14 protein-coding genes, 1 rRNA gene and 1 pseudogene are annotated in these 15,672 nt (G+C 73.4%); 3 read left to right on the top strand and 13 right to left on the bottom strand.

The genetic code is table 11. The features are described from left to right. Nucleotides 1–91: 91 nt before the first annotated feature. Nucleotides 92–835 (bottom strand): SDR family NAD(P)-dependent oxidoreductase, encoded by a 744-nt coding sequence (locus tag ACZ4TG_RS30810; protein WP_468168942.1) that lies wholly within the window; start codon nucleotides 833–835, stop codon nucleotides 92–94. A 92-nt stretch (nucleotides 836–927) separates the two neighbouring features. Here ACZ4TG_RS30810 and ACZ4TG_RS30805 point away from each other — a divergent pair, with 92 nt between their 5' ends. Then, complete coding sequence (locus tag ACZ4TG_RS30805; protein ID WP_468168940.1) at nucleotides 928–1,533, top strand: TetR/AcrR family transcriptional regulator; 606 nt, start codon at nucleotides 928–930, stop codon at nucleotides 1,531–1,533. A 3-nt stretch (nucleotides 1,534–1,536) separates the two neighbouring features. Here the strand turns inward: ACZ4TG_RS30805 and ACZ4TG_RS30800 are convergent, their stop codons facing one another. The 5 genes from ACZ4TG_RS30800 to ACZ4TG_RS30780 all read right to left on the bottom strand — a co-directional run bounded on the left by ACZ4TG_RS30800 (nucleotide 1,537) and on the right by ACZ4TG_RS30780 (nucleotide 6,815). After that, entirely contained in the window at nucleotides 1,537–2,661 is a 1,125-nt protein-coding gene (locus ACZ4TG_RS30800; protein ID WP_468168937.1) for a glycosyltransferase family 4 protein, read from the bottom strand. 238 nt (nucleotides 2,662–2,899) lie between these two features. Then, nucleotides 2,900–4,618, bottom strand: a complete 1,719-nt coding sequence (recN, locus tag ACZ4TG_RS30795) for a DNA repair protein RecN (RefSeq protein WP_468169419.1) — start codon at nucleotides 4,616–4,618, stop codon at nucleotides 2,900–2,902. Between the two features lie 94 nt (nucleotides 4,619–4,712). Then, a complete protein-coding gene (locus ACZ4TG_RS30790; RefSeq protein WP_468168934.1) occupies nucleotides 4,713–5,684 on the bottom strand; it encodes an NAD kinase in 972 nt (323 codons plus the stop codon). Next, nucleotides 5,681–6,496 carry a TlyA family RNA methyltransferase gene (locus ACZ4TG_RS30785; protein ID WP_468168931.1) on the bottom strand — a complete coding sequence of 272 codons (816 nt, stop codon included), beginning with the start codon at nucleotides 6,494–6,496 and terminating at the stop codon, nucleotides 5,681–5,683. The genes ACZ4TG_RS30790 and ACZ4TG_RS30785 overlap by 4 nt, the downstream gene beginning before the upstream one ends. A gap of 7 nt (nucleotides 6,497–6,503) precedes the next feature. Then, nucleotides 6,504–6,815 carry a hypothetical protein gene (locus ACZ4TG_RS30780; protein ID WP_468168928.1) on the bottom strand — a complete coding sequence of 104 codons (312 nt, stop codon included), beginning with the start codon at nucleotides 6,813–6,815 and terminating at the stop codon, nucleotides 6,504–6,506. A gap of 64 nt (nucleotides 6,816–6,879) precedes the next feature. Here ACZ4TG_RS30780 and ACZ4TG_RS30775 point away from each other — a divergent pair, with 64 nt between their 5' ends. Beyond that, the gene (locus ACZ4TG_RS30775; protein WP_468169416.1) at nucleotides 6,880–7,227 is read left to right on the top strand and encodes an SCP2 sterol-binding domain-containing protein; all 348 of its coding nucleotides are present in this window, start codon (nucleotides 6,880–6,882) and stop codon (nucleotides 7,225–7,227) included. A 24-nt stretch (nucleotides 7,228–7,251) separates the two neighbouring features. Here the strand turns inward: ACZ4TG_RS30775 and ACZ4TG_RS30770 are convergent, their stop codons facing one another. The 4 genes from ACZ4TG_RS30770 to ACZ4TG_RS30755 all read right to left on the bottom strand — a co-directional run bounded on the left by ACZ4TG_RS30770 (nucleotide 7,252) and on the right by ACZ4TG_RS30755 (nucleotide 11,309). Continuing rightward, nucleotides 7,252–8,079, bottom strand: coding sequence for an ABC transporter ATP-binding protein (locus ACZ4TG_RS30770; protein ID WP_468168925.1), 828 nt, complete (start codon nucleotides 8,077–8,079; stop codon nucleotides 7,252–7,254). After that, nucleotides 8,076–9,137, bottom strand: a complete 1,062-nt coding sequence (locus ACZ4TG_RS30765) for a FecCD family ABC transporter permease (protein WP_468168922.1) — start codon at nucleotides 9,135–9,137, stop codon at nucleotides 8,076–8,078. The genes ACZ4TG_RS30770 and ACZ4TG_RS30765 overlap by 4 nt, the downstream gene beginning before the upstream one ends. Then, a complete protein-coding gene (locus ACZ4TG_RS30760; protein WP_468168919.1) occupies nucleotides 9,134–10,180 on the bottom strand; it encodes a FecCD family ABC transporter permease in 1,047 nt (348 codons plus the stop codon). The genes ACZ4TG_RS30765 and ACZ4TG_RS30760 overlap by 4 nt, the downstream gene beginning before the upstream one ends. Nucleotides 10,181–10,265: 85 nt before the next feature. Further along, nucleotides 10,266–11,309: an HAD hydrolase-like protein gene (locus tag ACZ4TG_RS30755; RefSeq protein ID WP_468168916.1), complete on the bottom strand. Its 1,044-nt coding sequence runs from the start codon at nucleotides 11,307–11,309 to the stop codon at nucleotides 10,266–10,268. Between the two features lie 121 nt (nucleotides 11,310–11,430). Here ACZ4TG_RS30755 and ACZ4TG_RS30750 point away from each other — a divergent pair, with 121 nt between their 5' ends. Further along, nucleotides 11,431–12,702 (top strand): DUF1015 family protein, encoded by a 1,272-nt coding sequence (locus ACZ4TG_RS30750; protein ID WP_468168913.1) that lies wholly within the window; start codon nucleotides 11,431–11,433, stop codon nucleotides 12,700–12,702. Nucleotides 12,703–12,804: 102 nt separating this feature from the next. Here ACZ4TG_RS30750 and ACZ4TG_RS30745 read toward each other — a convergent pair whose 3' ends face one another. The 3 genes and pseudogenes from ACZ4TG_RS30745 to rrf all read right to left on the bottom strand — a co-directional run bounded on the left by ACZ4TG_RS30745 (nucleotide 12,805) and on the right by rrf (nucleotide 15,503). Further along, nucleotides 12,805–13,662 (bottom strand): tetratricopeptide repeat protein, encoded by an 858-nt coding sequence (locus ACZ4TG_RS30745; protein ID WP_468169413.1) that lies wholly within the window; start codon nucleotides 13,660–13,662, stop codon nucleotides 12,805–12,807. Nucleotides 13,663–13,983: 321 nt separating this feature from the next. Beyond that, nucleotides 13,984–15,048 (bottom strand): annotated as a pseudogene (locus ACZ4TG_RS30740) (hypothetical protein); the annotation flags it as partial. Nucleotides 15,049–15,386: 338 nt separating this feature from the next. After that, nucleotides 15,387–15,503 (bottom strand): 5S ribosomal RNA (gene rrf, locus ACZ4TG_RS30735). Nucleotides 15,504–15,672: the final 169 nt, after the last annotated feature.

Raw genomic sequence — 15,672 nt, 5'->3', positions numbered from 1 at the left:
GGCCCGGCGGTGTCCGGGGTCCTCGGCGCCCAGGGCCGTCGCGGTTCGGGTCCTCGGCGCCCAGGCCGTCACTGTTCGGGGACTTCGGGGCTCAGGCCAGGTAGCCGCCGTCGATGTCCAGCACCGCCCCGGTGATGAACGAGGCCCCGGCCCCCGCGAGGAACACGATCCCCGCCGCCACCTCGTCCGCCCGCCCGAACCGCCCCATCGCGTTGGCCGCCCGCTGCGCATCGGCGAACGCTCCCTGCGGCGGGTTCATGTCCGTGGCCACGGACCCCACCCGCACCACGTTCACCGTGATGCCCCTCGGCCCGAGGTCGCGCGCCGCCCCCTTGCTGTAGCCGACGATCGCCGCCTTGGTCGCCGCGTAGTCCGCCACCCCCGTGAACCCCGGCCGCGCCGACAGGTTCGAGCCGACGGTGACGATCCGGCCGCCGTCCCCGAGCACCCGCGCCGCCGCCCGGATCCCGGCGGTGACCCCGCCGATGTTGACGGCCAGCTGGCGTGCGAGGGCGCCCGGGTCGGCCTCCTCGTCGACGCGGCCGCCGACCACCACTCCCGCGTTGTTGACCAGCACGTCCAGCCGCCCGAAGTCGGCGGCCACGGCGTCCACGAGCCCGGTCACCGCCTCCGCGTCCGCCTGGTCGGCCCGGTACGCGGCGGCCCGTACGCCCGCCTCCTCCAGCTCCGCCACCATCTCCCGCGCCGGGCCGGCCGAGGAGACGTAGCTGATCGCCACGTCCGCGCCCTGCGCCGCCAGTGCCCGGGCCGTGGCCGCGCCGATTCCGCGCGCCCCGCCGGTGACGAGCGCCACCTTCCGCTTCAGGCCAGTCACGCCTGTCCCACCCTTCTGTACCGTTCGGTATACAAGCAGCCCACGGTACTCTACCGATCAGTAGGCAACAGCGAAGAGGGGCCGGATCCGGCATGGCAACAACGGGGCGACCCCGCGAATTCGACCTGGACGAGCGGCTCGACCGCGCCATGCGCGTGTTCTGGCAGCACGGCTACGAGGGCGCGGGCCTCACCGAGCTCACCGAGGCGATGGGGATCAGCCGCCCCAGCCTCTACTCCGCTTACGGGAACAAGGAGTCCCTGTTCCGCAAGGCCGTGGAGCGGTACGTGGGCGGGCCCGCCCGGCACACCCGCGAAGCCCTCTTCGCCCCCACCGCCCGCGAGACGGCCGAACAGCTCCTGCGCGGCGCCGCCGATGTCACGACCTCGCCGGACAACCCCTCCGCCGGCTGCCTCGTGGTCCAGGGGGCCCTCGCCACCGGAGGCCCGGCCGCCCCGCTCCGCGAGGAGCTCGCCGCCCGCCGCCACAGCGCGGAGGAACGGCTCCGGGACCGCTTCGAACAGGCCAAAAGGGAGGGTGAGCTACCGCCCGACACCGACGCGGCCGACCTCGCCGGATACATCTCGCTGGTGTCGTACGGGATCTCGGTCCAGGCCGCGAGCGGCGCCACCCGCGCCGAGCTCCACCGCGCCGTGGACCTGGCGATGCGCAGCTGGCCGGCCCGCCCCCAGGGCTGACGGCTACCCCCGCCGGCGCTCCATCAGCTCGTCGTACACCGACAGCACCTGCGCCACCGTGTCGTCCTCCGACGGCCAGGTCGCCGCCTGCACCCGGCCCGCCGCGCCCAGCGCCGCCCGCCGGGCCGGATCGCCCAGCAGCCCCGCCACCGCCGAGGCCAGGGCCGCCGGATCCCCGTACGGCACCAGCACCGCCGCGTCCCCGACCAGTTCCGGCACTCCTCCGACCTCCGTGGCCACCAGTGCCACCCCGGCCCGCAGCGCCTCCTGCGCCAGCAGCGACCGGCCTTCCCAGCGGCTCGCCAGCACCGCCACGTCCGCCGCCGCCAGCAGCCGGTCCGCGTCCCGGCGGCGCCCCAGCAGCCGCACCGGGAGCGCCTCCTCCTCGATCCGCCGGGCCAGTTCGGCCCGTAGCGGGCCCTCCCCCGCGATCAGCAGCAGCGGTACCGGTTCCAGCGCGCGCCAGGCCCGCGCCGCGTCCAGGAGTACGGAGTACCCGCGCCGGGCCACCAGGCTGCCGACCGCGATCACCAAGGGCCGCTCGACCAGGCCCAGTTCCGCCCGCACCTTGCCCGGCTCGGCGGCCGGCTCGGCCCCGGCGGGCACCGGCGCCGCCACCGCCGCCAGCCGGGCGTCCCGCGCCCCGCGCAGCCGCGCCAGGTCCACCTGGTCCGAGGAGGCCCCCAGCACCACCGCCGCCGCGCGGGCCACCTGCCGTTCCAGCAGCCGGCTCATCCGGCCGAGCGCGCCCGCGGCCTCGGGGACGCCCCCGTGCCAGGTGACGACCAGCGGCGCCCGGTGGCGGCGCCCGCGCAGCGCCAGCGCGGCCCGCATCCCGGCCCGTACCCCGTGCGCGTGCACCAGGTCCGCCCCGGCGCAGGCGGCCCGCAGGGCGCTGGCGGCGTCCGGTGTGAACTCGGCTCCGGCGCCGGTGAAGTCGTACTCCCCCTCCGCCTCCACGGGGGCGCACACGGTGACCCGTACTCCCCGCGCGGCGAGCCCGGTGGCCAGGGACCGCACGTGCGCACTGCTGCCCGCGCCCGCACCGCCCAGCACCTGGACGGTGCGCAGCGGGGGCCGCCCGTAGGGCTGCGCGGGGACGGGGGCCGAAACCGGGGAGCTGCTCACGGGCCGAAGCTCCAGGGTGAGGGAGTCAGAGACGTCGCCCAGGATGCCAGTCCGCACGCGCGTTCCGGGACCATACGGGTGCGGATCCCGCAGGAGATACCGCCAGACACCCCTCAGCCTCACCCACACGGGCTACCCCCGATCCGCCCGGACGCGCGGACGCCCCGGGACGAAAAGCGGTGGGGGCCCGGAACGCGTCCCGTCCCGGGCCCCCACCGCACCGTGTGCCGCACGTCCGCTACGCGTCCGCCCGTGCCGTCGCCAGCAGTTCCTCGGCGTGCGCCCGAGCCGTCTCGGAGTCCTCCTGGCCGGCCAGCATCCGCGACAGCTCGCGGATGCGGTCCTCGCCCTCCAGGACGGTGACCCCGCTGCGCGTGACCGAGCCGTCGACGGTCTTCTCCACCAGCAGCTGCCGGTCCGCGAAGGCCGCCACCTGCGGCAGGTGCGTGACGACCACGACCTGCGCCGACCTGGCCAGCTTCGCCAGCCGCCGTCCGACCTCGACGGCCGCCTTGCCGCCGACTCCGGCGTCGACCTCGTCGAAGAGGTACGTGGGCACCGGGTCGGACCCGGCGAAGACGACCTCCACCGCCAGCATCACCCGCGACAGCTCACCGCCCGAGGCGCCCTTGGCGATCGGCCGCGGCTGGGCGCCGGGGTGCGGGGCCAGCAGCAGTTCGACCTCGTCCGCGCCCGAGGGCCCGTACGCGACGGCCCGGCCGCCGACCTCCACGCCCTCGGGGTCGTCGGTCTGGCGGATGTCGAAGGTCACCCGTGCGTGCGGCATCGCCAGCGAGGCGAGTTCCGCCGTGACGGCGGACGCGAACCGCGCGGCCGCCTCCATCCGGGCGTCCGTCAGCGCCTGTGCCAGCTGCGAGAGTTCGACCCGCAGGCCGTCGCGCTCGGCGGTCAGCTCCGCGATCCGGTCGTCGTCGCCGTCCAGCTCCAGCAGCCGGGCGGAGCCCCGCTCGGCCCACTCCAGCACGGAGTCGATCGAGTCCCCGTACTTGCGGGTGAGCTGGGTCAGCGCGGCCCGCCGCTCCTCCACGGCGGCCAGCCGCAGCGGATCGGCGTCCAGGTCGTCGGCGTAGCCCGCCAGCTCCCCGGCCACGTCGGCCAGCAGGATCCCCAGCTCCCCGATCCGCTCGGCGAGCGCGCCGAGCGCCGGGTCGTGGGAGCGTACGGACTCCAGGGCCCGGTGCGCGCCCGCCACGAGCGTGTTCGCGTCGATGCCCTCCGGGTCCTCGGGATTGCCGGCGAGGGCGGCGTGCGCGGCCTGGGCCGCCGAGGCCAGCGATTCGGCGTGGCCGAGGCGCTCGGCTTCCGCCGCCAGCTCGGCGTCCTCGCCGGGCAGGGGTTCCACGGCCGCGATCTCGTCGAGCCCGAAGCGCAGCAGGTCCGCCTCCTGGGCCCGTTCCCGGGCCCGGGTGGTGATGGTGTCCAGCTCGACGGCCACGGCCCGCAGCCGCCGGTAGGCGCCCGCGTACTTCTCCAGCGGGACGGCGACGGCGTCCCCGGCGTACCGGTCGAGGGCCTGGCGCTGCCGGGCCGGGCGCAGCAGGCCCTGCTGGTCGGTCTGCCCGTGCACGGCGACGAGGTCGTCGGCGAGTTCGGCGAGCAGGCCGACGGGCACGGAGCGGCCGCCGACGTGGGCGCGCGAGCGGCCCTCAGCGGACACCGTCCGGCTGATCAGCAGGGCGCCGTCGTCGAGCTCGGCCCCGGCCTCTTCCGCGCGCAGCGCCGCGGGGGCGCCCGGGCGCAGCACGATGCGGCCCTCGACCACCGCCGCCTTGGACCCGATCCTCACCAGGGCCGGGTCGGCGCGGCCGCCGAGCAGCAGTCCGAGGCTGGTGACGACCATCGTCTTGCCGGCGCCGGTCTCGCCGGTCACGGCGGTGAAACCGGGCGACAGCTCGACCACCGCGTCGTCGATGACCCCGAGCGACCGTATCCGCATCTCCTCAAGCACGGGACGACCATACCGAGGTTTCACCGGTGCCATGTGACGTCACCCGTGGAGAGTTCTCCGAACGCGCGTGCTATTGGTGTGCCTAGTGCGGGGCCCCGCGCCACCCCGACACCGGGAGCGCGAATTTCGCGACGAGCCGGTCCGTGAAGGAAGCGTGGTGCAGCCGGGCGAGCCGAACCGGCACCGAGCCCCGCCTCACCTCGATCCGGGCCCCGGAGGGAAGTTCCAGCATGCGCCGCCCGTCGCACCACAGCACCCCGTGCGGGGTGCCGGTCTGCACCTCCACCGCCAGGACCGAGTCCGGCGAGGTCACCAGCGGCTTCGCGAACAGCGCGTGCGCACTGATCGGCACCATCAGCAGCGCCTCCACCTCCGGCCAGACCACCGGTCCGCCCGCCGAGAAGGCGTACGCCGTCGAGCCCGTCGGCGTCGCGCAGACGATCCCGTCGCAGCCGAAGCCGGACACCGGGCGCCCGTCGACCTCCAGGACCACCTCCAGCATCCGCTCCGGGGACACCTTCTGGACGGCCGCCTCGTTCAGCGCCCAGTCCCGGTGGACGACGTCCCCGTTGGTGCGCACGACCACGTCGATGGTCATCCGCTCCTCGACCTCGTACTCGCGCGTCACCACCCGGTCCACAACCTTGTCGAGGTCGTCCCGCTCGGCCTCGGCGAGGAACCCCACCCGGCCCAGGTTGACGCCCAGCATCGGCACCCCCGAGCCGCGCGCGAACTCCGCCCCGCGCAGCAGGGTCCCGTCCCCGCCCAGCACGATCAGCAGCTCACACCCTTCGAGCGCCTGCAGGGTGCACTCCGCGACCAGCTCGACCTCGGAGGGCAGCGGCAGGTCCACCGCCTCGTCCGCGAGGACCCGTACCCCCAGCCCGGACTTCAGCAGGCCCTGGACGACCAGCTCGGCGCTGCGGATGGCCGCCGGCCGTCCGGTGTGCGCGACGAGGAAGACCGTACGTCTGCCCGCGTCCCCGGCCGGAACCGCCGGAACCGCCGGAACCGCCGGAACTGAAGCTGAAGCTGCACCTGCTGAATCGGTCACTGCGGCCCCTCCGCCACTGCACGATCGACGTCCCCCGGGTCGAGTGCCGGTGCCCCCGCCCGCAGCCACAGAAAGTACTCCACGTTGCCCGACGGCCCGGGCAGCGGGCTCGCGGTCACCCCGAGCACCCCCAGCCCCAGCTTCCAGGCCTGCGCAGCGACTTCCCGTACGGCTTCCGCGCGCAGCTCGGGGCTGCGCACCACTCCTCCGCTGCCGAGGCGGTCCTTGCCCACCTCGAACTGCGGTTTCACCATCAGCACCAGGTCCGCGTCCGGCGCGCAGCAGCGTACGAGGGCCGGCAGCACCAGCCCGATCGAGATGAAGGACAGGTCACCGACGACGAGGTCCACCGGAACCCCGTCGATCAGCTCGACGGTCAGCTCCCGGACGTTGGTCCGGTCCTTGACGGTGACCCGCTCGTCGCTCTGCAGCGACCAGGCCAGCTGCCCGTAGCCCACGTCGACGGCCATGACGTGTGCCACGCCCGCGCGCAGCAGTACGTCGGTGAAGCCTCCGGTCGACGCGCCCGCGTCCAGCGCCCGGCGCCCTTCGACGACCAGCCCCTGCGGCTGGAAGGCCGCCAGCGCGCCCGCGAGTTTGTGGCCGCCCCGGGAGACGTAGTCGGGGTCGTCCTCGTCCTTGAGGACGACGAGGGCCGCGCTGGTCTCGACCTGGGTGGCCGCCTTGGTGGCGGTGGTGCCGCCGACGGTCACCCGGCCCGCGGCGATCAGCTGGGCCGCGTGCTCGCGCGAGCGGGCCATGCTGCGGCGTACCAGTTCGGCGTCCAGGCGGCGGCGTGCCACTCCTGCCACGTTCGGTTCAGCTCCTGTTTTCGTACGGTCCGGGGACGGGCGGTGCGTCCAGCGCGGTCAGCGCGTCACGCAGTCCCCCGTGCACATCCTCGTACACCTCGACGTGTCCGTCCGCCGTGAGGTGGTCCGCGTCCGCCAGCCGTTCCAGGACGGCGTCCACCCCGGCGTGCCCGGTGGGGGTCCGTACGACACCCAGCGGCGCGGGCCCCGCGGGCTCGCCGGCGGCCTGCGCGGCGGGCTCCGCCACCGGCTCTGCCACGGCCTGCGCCGCGGACTCCTCAGGGGCTCGCGGAGCGCTCCCGGACACTTCGTCGGTCATGCCCCGACGCTACCGCGAACCGCGCCGCGACCACGTACGGCTCTGCGGTACGGTCGTGATCACGATGGCTACGATCGAGGAGTGCCGCGAAGCACTCGACCAACTCTCAGACAACCTGGCCCGGGCCGAGGGCGAGGTGCGCGGCGCCGCCGCCCTCGACCGGTCCTTGAGCTGCCACGTGACCGACCTCGACCGGACGTTCACCGGCCGGCTCGACGGCGGCCGGATCCGGGTCGACGCGGTCGCCCCCGGCCCGCCGCGCGAAAAGGCCGAGATCCGGCTGGCGATGGCCGGTGACGACCTGCTCGCGCTGGTCGCCGGTGAGCTGAAGTTCGCCAAGGCCTGGGCCTCCGGCCGGGTCAGGCTGGAGGCCGGCTTCCGCGACCTGCTCCGCCTCAAGAGCCTGCTCTAGGCTCTCGGCTCTCGCGGCCCCCGCTCAGGCGGTGGCCTTCGCGCGGGCCCTTCGCCCGGCGGGGATCACCAGCGGCGTACCGGTCTCCGGGTCGTCGATGATCTGGCAGCGCAGCCCGAAGACCTGCTCCACCAGCTCCGCGGTCACCACCTCGGACGGCGGCCCCTCCGCCACCACCACGCCCGCGCGCAGCGCGATCAGGTGCGTGGCGTAGCGGGCGGCGTGGTTGAGGTCGTGCAGCACCGCGACCAGGGTCCGGCCCTGGTTCTCGTGCAGCTCGGCGCACAGGTCGAGCACGTCCAGCTGGTGCTGGATGTCCAGGTAGGTCGTCGGCTCGTCGAGGAGCAGCAGCGGGGTCTGCTGGGCCAGCGCCATGGCGATCCACACGCGCTGGCGCTGCCCGCCCGACAGCTCGTCCACGGCCCGGTCCGCGAGCTCCGCGACGCCGGTGGAGGCCATCGACTCGTTGACGATCCGCTCGTCCTCGGCCGACCACTGGCGCAGCAGCCCCTGGTGCGGGTACCGGCCGCGCGAGACCAGGTCCCCGACGGTGATGCCGTCCGGTGCGATCGAGGACTGCGGGAGCAGCCCGAGGGTCTTGGCCACCTTCTTGGCCGGCATCGACCCGATGGCCTGGCCGTCGAGCAGCACCCGCCCGGCGGACGGCTTCAGCATCCGCGACAGGGCGCGCAGCAGCGTGGACTTGCCGCAGGCGTTGGGTCCTACGATCACCGTGAAGGAGTTGTCGGGGATCTCCACCGACAGGTTCTCGGCGATGACCCGCTGTTCGTAGCCGAGGGTCACGTTCTCCGCGGTCAGCCGCTGCACTTGGGTACTCCTAGAGGTCTTCATATACGTCCCGCCTTGCGCTCGGTGACGAGCAGCCAGAGCAGATAGACACCGCCGACCAGCCCGGTCACCACGCCCACCGGCAGCTGGTCCGCGCCGAAGGCGCGCTGCGAGGCCCAGTCGGACACCAGCAGCAGGACGGCGCCCATCAGCGCGCCGGTGAGCAGGTTGGACCCGGGCGAGCGCGTCAGGCGCCGGGCCAGCTGGGGTGCGGCCAGCGCGACGAAGGTGATCGGCCCGGCGGCGGCCGCCGCCGCGGTGGTCAGGACGATCGCCGCCAGCATCAGCAGCAGCCGGGTCCGCTCCACCCGCACGCCCAGGGCGTACGCGGCGTCGTCGCCCATCTCCATCAGCCTCAGGGCCCTGCCCTGCCCGAGGATCACCGGGAAGAGCACCGCGCAGGTCACCAGCAGCGGCCACACCTGTGCCCAGTCCCGGCCGGCCAGCGAGCCGGTCAGCCAGACCACCGCGCGGGTGGCCTCGATCAGCTTGGCCTTGGTGATCAGGTACTGGATGAGGGCGACGAGCATGGCGGAGGCGCCGATGCCCACGAGGACCAGCCGGTAGCCGTGGATCCCCTGCTTGTACGCGAGCAGGTAGACGGCGAGGCCGGCCAGCACGCCGCCGACGACGGCGCCCACGGCCACCTGGGTGGCATCGCCCTTGAACAGGATGATGACGGTGAGCGCGCCGACCGCGGAGCCGTACCCGAACCCGAGCAGGTCCGGGGAGCCGAGCGGATTGCGGGACACGGACTGGAAGACGGCCCCGGACATCCCGAGGGCCGCACCGACGAGCACCGCGACCAGCACGCGCGGCAGCCGCAGGTCGTTGACGATGAAGTCGTGGGCGGGAGTGCCGTTGCCGAGCAGGGTCTGCACCACGTCCCACGGGGCGATCTCGAAGTCCCCCGTGCCGATCAGCAGGACGGCCAGCAGCAGCGCCACGGCGGTCAGCAGCAGTCCGGCCAGCAGGGCGCGGGGCTCCACGCGCAGCGATGTGGCCCCGGGTCCGCGCAGCGCGCGCGGCCCGGACTTCGCAGGCTTCGCGGTCAGGGTCACAGCTGGGCCATCCTCTTGCGCCGAACCAGGTAGATGAAGACGGGGCCGCCGATGAGCGCGGTGACGATGCCGACCTGGAGCTCGGCGGGCCGGGTGACGACCCGTCCGACGACGTCGGCACCGAGCAGCAGTACGGGCGAGAGCACCGCGGAGTACGCCAGCACCCAGCGCATGTCCGGCCCGGTGATCATCCGCACCAGGTGCGGGATCATCAGCCCGATGAAGACGATCGGCCCGCAGGCGGCCGTCGCCGCACCGCACAGCAGGGTGATGGCGAGCATGGCGCCGATCCGGGTGCGCGTCAGGTTCGCCCCGAGCGCCCGCGCGGTGTCGTCGCCCATGGCCATCGCGTTGAGCGGCCGGCCCAGCGACAGCGCGAGCACGGCGCCGACCAGCAGGAACGGGGCGACCTGGCGGACGGTGTCCATGTTGGCCGAGGCCAGCGAGCCCACCGTCCAGAAGCGCAGCTTGTCCAGCGCCGTACTGTCCATCAGCTGCACGGCCTGGATGTAGCCGACCAGCGCCGCGCTGGCGGCCGTACCGGCGAGCGCGAGGCGCACCGGCGTCGCACTGCGGCTGCCGCCGAGCACGTACACGACGACCGAGACGACCGCGGCGCCCAGGAAGGCCCACCACACGAACTCGCTCAGGGAACTCGCCCCGAGGAAGCTGATCGCCGAGACCACGGCGGCGGCGGCTCCCGCGTTGACGCCGAGGATGCCGGGCTCGGCCAGCGGGTTGCGGGTCAGCGCCTGCATCACCGCACCGGACAGGCCGAGTCCGAGACCGACCAGCACGCCGAGGATGGTCCGCGGCACCCGCAGGTCCCGCACCACCACGTCGTTCGTGGTCCCCGCGTAGTGGAACAGGCCGTGCCAGACCTGGTCCAGGGGCATCGCCTTGGCGCCCACGGCGATGCTCGCCACCGCGATCAGCGCCAGCACCGCGAGGGCGGCCAGCAGACCGGCGGCGCGTACGCCGTGGCGTGCGCGGGTGGCGGCGACGGGTGCCGCGCTCTGTTCAGGGGGACTCTCGACCAACACGGAAGTTAGGTTAGCCTACCCTCCCGCCCGTTCGGATCACCCGGACGACCCAGCCCCGCCACCGGCCACCGCCACCGGCCAGGGCCTAAAGACCCAGCCTCACCAGCGCCTTGCCCGCGTCCAGGGCGCACGCCCCCTCACCGGCCTGCGTCCAGGCCGCCGCGCACAGCGCCCGCAGCCCGTCCACGGCGTCGGCCGCCTCCCCGTCCCCGCCGCGCAGCTCCAGTACGCCGTCCAGCGCGACCGCCGTCCAGCCACCGCAGCGGAAGCCCTCCTCGGTCCGCTCCACCTCCGGCTGCCCGGTCAGCAGCCCCCGCAGGTCCCGGTCCACGTACGTCGGCCGGTACTTCGGCTCCGCCCGCAGCAGCTGCGCCGCGTCCGTCACCCCGGTCAGCACCAGCAGCGAGTCGACCTCGCCGTTGAAGGCGCCCTCGATGTCGGTGTCCAGCCGGTCCCCGACCACCAGCGGCCGCTTCGCCCCGGTCCGCAGCACCGTCTCCCGGTGCATCGGGGGCAGCGGCTTGCCCGCGACCTGGGGCTCGGCACCCGTGGCGATCCGTACGACCTCCACCGCGGCCCCGTTGCCCGGCGCGATCCCGCGCCCGCTCGGAATCGTCAGGTCCGTGTTGGACACGTACCACGGCGCACCGCGGTTGATCGCGTACGAGGCCTCCGCGAACCGCCCCCACGGCAGATCCGGCCCCCCGTACCCCTGCACGACCGCCGCGAGACCCTCCTCGTCGGCGGAGTCCACCGGCACCAGCCCGCGCTCGCGCAGCGCGACCCGCAACCCCTCGCCGCCGATCACCAGCACCTTGGACGCCGGCTCGACCTGCTCGGCGATCAGCCGGGCCACCGCCTGCGCGGAGGTGATGACTTCGCCGGCCTCCGTCGGAATGCCGAGCTCGCTCAAGTGCTCCGCGACCGCGTCCGGAGTCCGCAGCGCGTTGTTCGTCACGTACGCGAGGTGCATCCCGCCGGCCCGGGCCGCGGCCAGCGACTCCACCGCGTGCGCGATGGCGTGCCCGCCCGCGTAGACCACCCCGTCCAGGTCCAGCAGCGCCGTGTCGTACGCCTGGTGGAGATTCCGCTCACTGCCCGCGGGAGTGGTCCTGCTCTGCCGGGTCATCGTGTCCGCTCCTCATCCAAACGATCTTCGAATCGATCTTCGATCGATGTTGTCCGCTTTTGCGCCGCCCTGCCACTCCCCCGATCATCCCGCACCGCGAGACGCGTCTTACGATGCACCAATGACCACATCTGGTACCGCGGAGCACGGGCTGCGCCTGATCCCCTTCCATGGACTGCGCTATGTCCCGGAGCGTGTCGGCAGTCTCGCCGCCGTCACCTCACCGCCGTACGACGTGGTCGTACGCCCCGACGGAGTCGACTACCTCGAATCCGCGGACCCGCACAACATCGTCCGCCTGATCCTCCCGCAGGCCGAGACGCCCGCGGCACGCAACGAGCAGGCCGCGCGCACGCTCCACCACTGGCTCGCCGAAGGCATCCTCAGCGCCGACCCGGAGCCCGCGCTGTACGTGTACGAACAGCGCAAGGCCGGCCTGCTCCAGCGCGGCGTCATCGGCGCCCTGGCCCTGTCCGCCGCCGACGCCGGCATCGTGCTGCCCCACGAGGACGTCATGCCGCACGTGGTCACCGACCGGGCCGGCCTGATGCGTGCCACTTCGGCCAACCTCGAACCCCTGCTGCTCACCTACCGCGGCGACGACCCGGCCGCGGGCGCGGCCGCCGTCGTCGAGCGGACCTCCCGGAGCACGCCCCTCTTCTCCACCACCACCGAGGACGGCTTCCAGCACCGCCTGTGGGCCATCACCGACCCCGCCGACCTCGCGGCCGTCACCGCCGACCTCGGCCACCGCCAGGCCCTGATCGCCGACGGCCACCACCGCTGGGCGACGTACCTGCGCCTCCAGGAGGAGCACCGCTCGCCCACCCCATGGGACTTCGGCCTGGTCCTGCTCGTGGACACCGCCCGCTACCCGCTCCAGGTCCGCGCCATCCACCGGATGCTCCGCCGGCTCCCCCCGGCACAGGCCCTGGCCGCGGTCGAGGGGCACTTCCGGGTCCGCCCGGTCGACGGGCCGCTCCCGCTGGCCCTGGAGGCCCTCACGGACGCCGCCGAGCGCGGCAACGCCTTCCTCCTGACCGGCGACGGCCGCTTCCACCTCGTCACCGACCCCGACCCGGCCCTCATCGAGCGCACCGTCCGCCGCGACCGCCCCGAGGCCTGGCGCCGGCTCGACGCGACCGTGCTGCACGCCGCCCTGCTCGACACCCTGTGGCAGATCCCGGACGAGCCGGAGCACATCACGTACATCCACGACGCGGCCGCCACCGTCGCCATGGCCGAGCGCCACGGCGGCACCGCGGTCCTGCTGCACCCCGTACGGGAGGAAGTGGTCCGGGACCTGGCCCGCCAGGGCGTCACCATGCCCCGGAAGTCCACCTCCTTCGGCCCGAAGCCGGCCACCGGCCTGGTCCTGCGCAGCCTGGACTGAGCGCCGCCGGCACGGACCCGGACATGCGAAAGGGCGGTACCCCCGGTGGGGGTACCGCCCTTTCACGTCAGTTCACGTCAACTCACGGGATACGACAGCCGGTCAGGCCTTGTCCCGCTCGTCGCGCTCCTCGTCCTCGACGACGATCTCGTCGGTGACGTCGACATCGGCCTCGGAGTCAACGAGGGGCTCGTACTCCTCGTCGTCCTCGTCGTAGTACTCGGCCTGGTCGGTCGCGCGCTCGGCGGCAGCCACCTCGGCGTCGTCCTCGGCGTCGTCGGCCTCGTCCTCGTCCTCGATGTCATCGTCCTCGAAGTCCTCGTCCGGAGCCGCGGCGTCGACGAACTCGACCCCGTCCAGCTCGGCGAGACGGTCGGAGGCGTCCATCGCCCCGTCCTTGTCCGCCTCGACGGTCTTCGCGAACCACTCGCGGGCCTCGTCCTCACGGCCGGCGGCCAGCAGGGCGTCGGCGTAGGCGTACCGCAGACGCGCGGTCCACGGCTGCACCGAGCTGGAGGCCAGCTCCGGGCTCTGCAGGGTCACGATGGCAGCGTCGAGCTCGCCCATGTCGCGCCGGGCACCGGCGGCGACCAGACGCATCTCGACCTGGCCGGCCTTGTCCAGCTTCTGCACCTCGGGCTCGCCGGCCATGGCCAGCGCCCGCTCGGGACGGCCCAGACCGCGCTCGCAGTCGGCCATGACGGGCCACAGCTCGACCGAACCGGTCATGCGCTTGGCGGCGCGGAACTCCGCGAGCGCCTCGCTGTACTTCTGCGTGGCGTAGGCGGCGAAGCCGGCGGCCTCACGGACGGCGGCGACACGGGAGGCCAGACGCAGGGCGATACGGGCGTACGCGTACGCCTGCTCGGGGTCCTCGTCGATCAGCCGCGCCACCATCACGAGGTTCCTGGAGACTTCCTCGGCCAGGCCCTTGGGCAGGCTCAGGAGCTCCTGACGCACATCGGCGTCGATCTCGTGACCGGTGATGTCCTCGTCGATCGGCAGGCGCTTGACCGGGTCGCGGTCCGCACGGAAGTCGCGGTCGCCACCCCGGTCGTCACGCCCGCGGAAGCCGCCACGGTCGCCGCCGCGGTCATCACGACCGCCACGGAAGCCGCCGCGGTCGCCACCACGGTCATCACGACGGGGGTAGCTGGGACGGTCCCCGCCACGGTCGTCACGGCCGCCGCGGAAACCACCGCGGTCGTCGTCACGGCGCGGGTAGCTCGGACGGCCACCGCGGTCGTCATCGCGGCGCGGGTAGCTGGGGCGGTCGCCGCCACGGTCGTCACGGCGCTGGAAACCGCCGCCACCACCCGTGGGACGGTCACCACGGTCATCACGGCGCGGGTAGCTGGGACGGTCACCACCGCGGTCGTCACGACCACCGCGGAATCCACCACGGTCGTCATCACGACGGGGGTAGCTGGGACGGTCGCCGCCACGGTCGTCACGGCGCTGGAAACCGCCGCCACCACCGGTGGGACGGTCACCACGGTCATCACGACGGAACGAGGGACGGTCGCCACCACGGTCATCACGACGCGGGTAGCTGGGACGGTCCCCGCCACGGTCGTCACGACCACCACGGAAACCACCACGGTCATCGTCACGACGGGGGTAGCTCGGACGGTCGCCACCACGGTCATCGCGGCGCTGGAAACCGCCGCCACCGCCCGTGGGACGGTCACCACGGTCATCACGGCGCGGGTAGCTGGGACGGTCGCCGCCACGGTCGTCACGGCGCTGGAAACCGCCGCCACCACCGGTGGGACGGTCACCACGGTCATCACGACGGAACGGGGGACGGTCGCCACCACGGTCATCACGACGCGGGTAGCTGGGACGGTCCCCGCCACGGTCGTCACGGCCACCACGGAAACCACCACGGTCATCGTCACGGCGCGGGTAGCTCGGACGGCCACCGCGGTCGTCATCGCGGCGCGGGTAGCTGGGGCGGTCGCCGCCACGGTCGTCACGGCGCTGGAAGCCGCCGCCACCGCCCGTGGGACGGTCACCACGGTCATCACGACGGGGGTAGCTGGGGCGGTCGCCGCCACGGTCGTCACGGCGCTGGAAACCGCCGCCACCACCGGTGGGACGGCCACCGCGGTCGTCATCACGACGCGGGTAGCTCGGACGGTCCCCACCACGGAAACCGCCACCGCTGGGACGGTCGCCACGGTCGTCACGACGGAACGGGGGACGGTCGCCACCACGGTCATCGCGACGCTGGAAGCCGCCGCCACCGCCGGTGGGACGGTCACCACGGTCATCGCGACGGAACGAGGGGCGGTCGCCACCACGGTCGTCGCGGCGCTGGAAGCCACCACCGGACGGGCGGTCGCCGCCGGCGGGGCGCCCACCACGGTCGTCACGGCGGAAACCGCCGCCGGCGCCGGTCGGACGGCCACCACGGTCGTCGCGGCGGAAGCCACCACGGTCACCGCCACGGTCGTCACGGCCCCCGCGGTAGCCGCCCCTGTCACCGCCGTCGTTGCGCCGAGGCTCGCGCTCCGGACGATCGTCGGGAGAGTTGGACATGGGTGTGACTCCTGTCGTCGGGGTACCGCTAGTCATTCTCGCGCAACCAACCCATGGCCGCGCTTCGGCGTAAAAAGGTAAAAACAAAAAGGACCCTCGGCCCAGCGTTGAACGCTGGACCAAGGGTCCTTTGAAAGATTGTTCGGCGGCGTCCTACTCTCCCACAGGGTCCCCCCTGCAGTACCATCGGCGCTGAAAGGCTTAGCTTCCGGGTTCGGAATGTAACCGGGCGTTTCCCTAACGCTATGACCACCGAAACCCTATCGGTTTCGAGCGAACAAGCACACTTTATAGTTATGTTCTAGCTCTAGAAACCAGCAACCGTTCGTTGCTTCAGAACTAACACAGTGGACGCGAGCAACTGAGGACAAGCCCTCGGCCTATTAGTACCAGTCAGCTCCACCCGTTACCGGGCTTCCACATCTG

It is taken from the genome of Streptomyces sp. NPDC028314 (genome assembly GCF_055565795.1).
This window is presented reverse-complemented; position numbering and strand designations above follow the sequence as displayed.

What these genes read in the sequence shown, in the direction of transcription:
- ACZ4TG_RS30805 (WP_468168940.1), top strand. Translation starts at nt 928, where the DNA reads ATGGCAACAACGGGGCGACCCCGCGAATTCGACCTGGACGAGCGGCTC.
- recN (WP_468169419.1), bottom strand. Translation starts at nt 4,618, where the DNA reads ATGCGGATACGGTCGCTCGGGGTCATCGACGACGCGGTGGTCGAGCTG.
- ACZ4TG_RS30780 (WP_468168928.1), bottom strand. Translation starts at nt 6,815, where the DNA reads ATGACCGACGAAGTGTCCGGGAGCGCTCCGCGAGCCCCTGAGGAGTCC.
- ACZ4TG_RS30775 (WP_468169416.1), top strand. Translation starts at nt 6,880, where the DNA reads ATGGCTACGATCGAGGAGTGCCGCGAAGCACTCGACCAACTCTCAGAC.
- ACZ4TG_RS30770 (WP_468168925.1), bottom strand. Translation starts at nt 8,079, where the DNA reads ATGAAGACCTCTAGGAGTACCCAAGTGCAGCGGCTGACCGCGGAGAAC.
- ACZ4TG_RS30755 (WP_468168916.1), bottom strand. Translation starts at nt 11,309, where the DNA reads ATGACCCGGCAGAGCAGGACCACTCCCGCGGGCAGTGAGCGGAATCTC.
- ACZ4TG_RS30750 (WP_468168913.1), top strand. Translation starts at nt 11,431, where the DNA reads ATGACCACATCTGGTACCGCGGAGCACGGGCTGCGCCTGATCCCCTTC.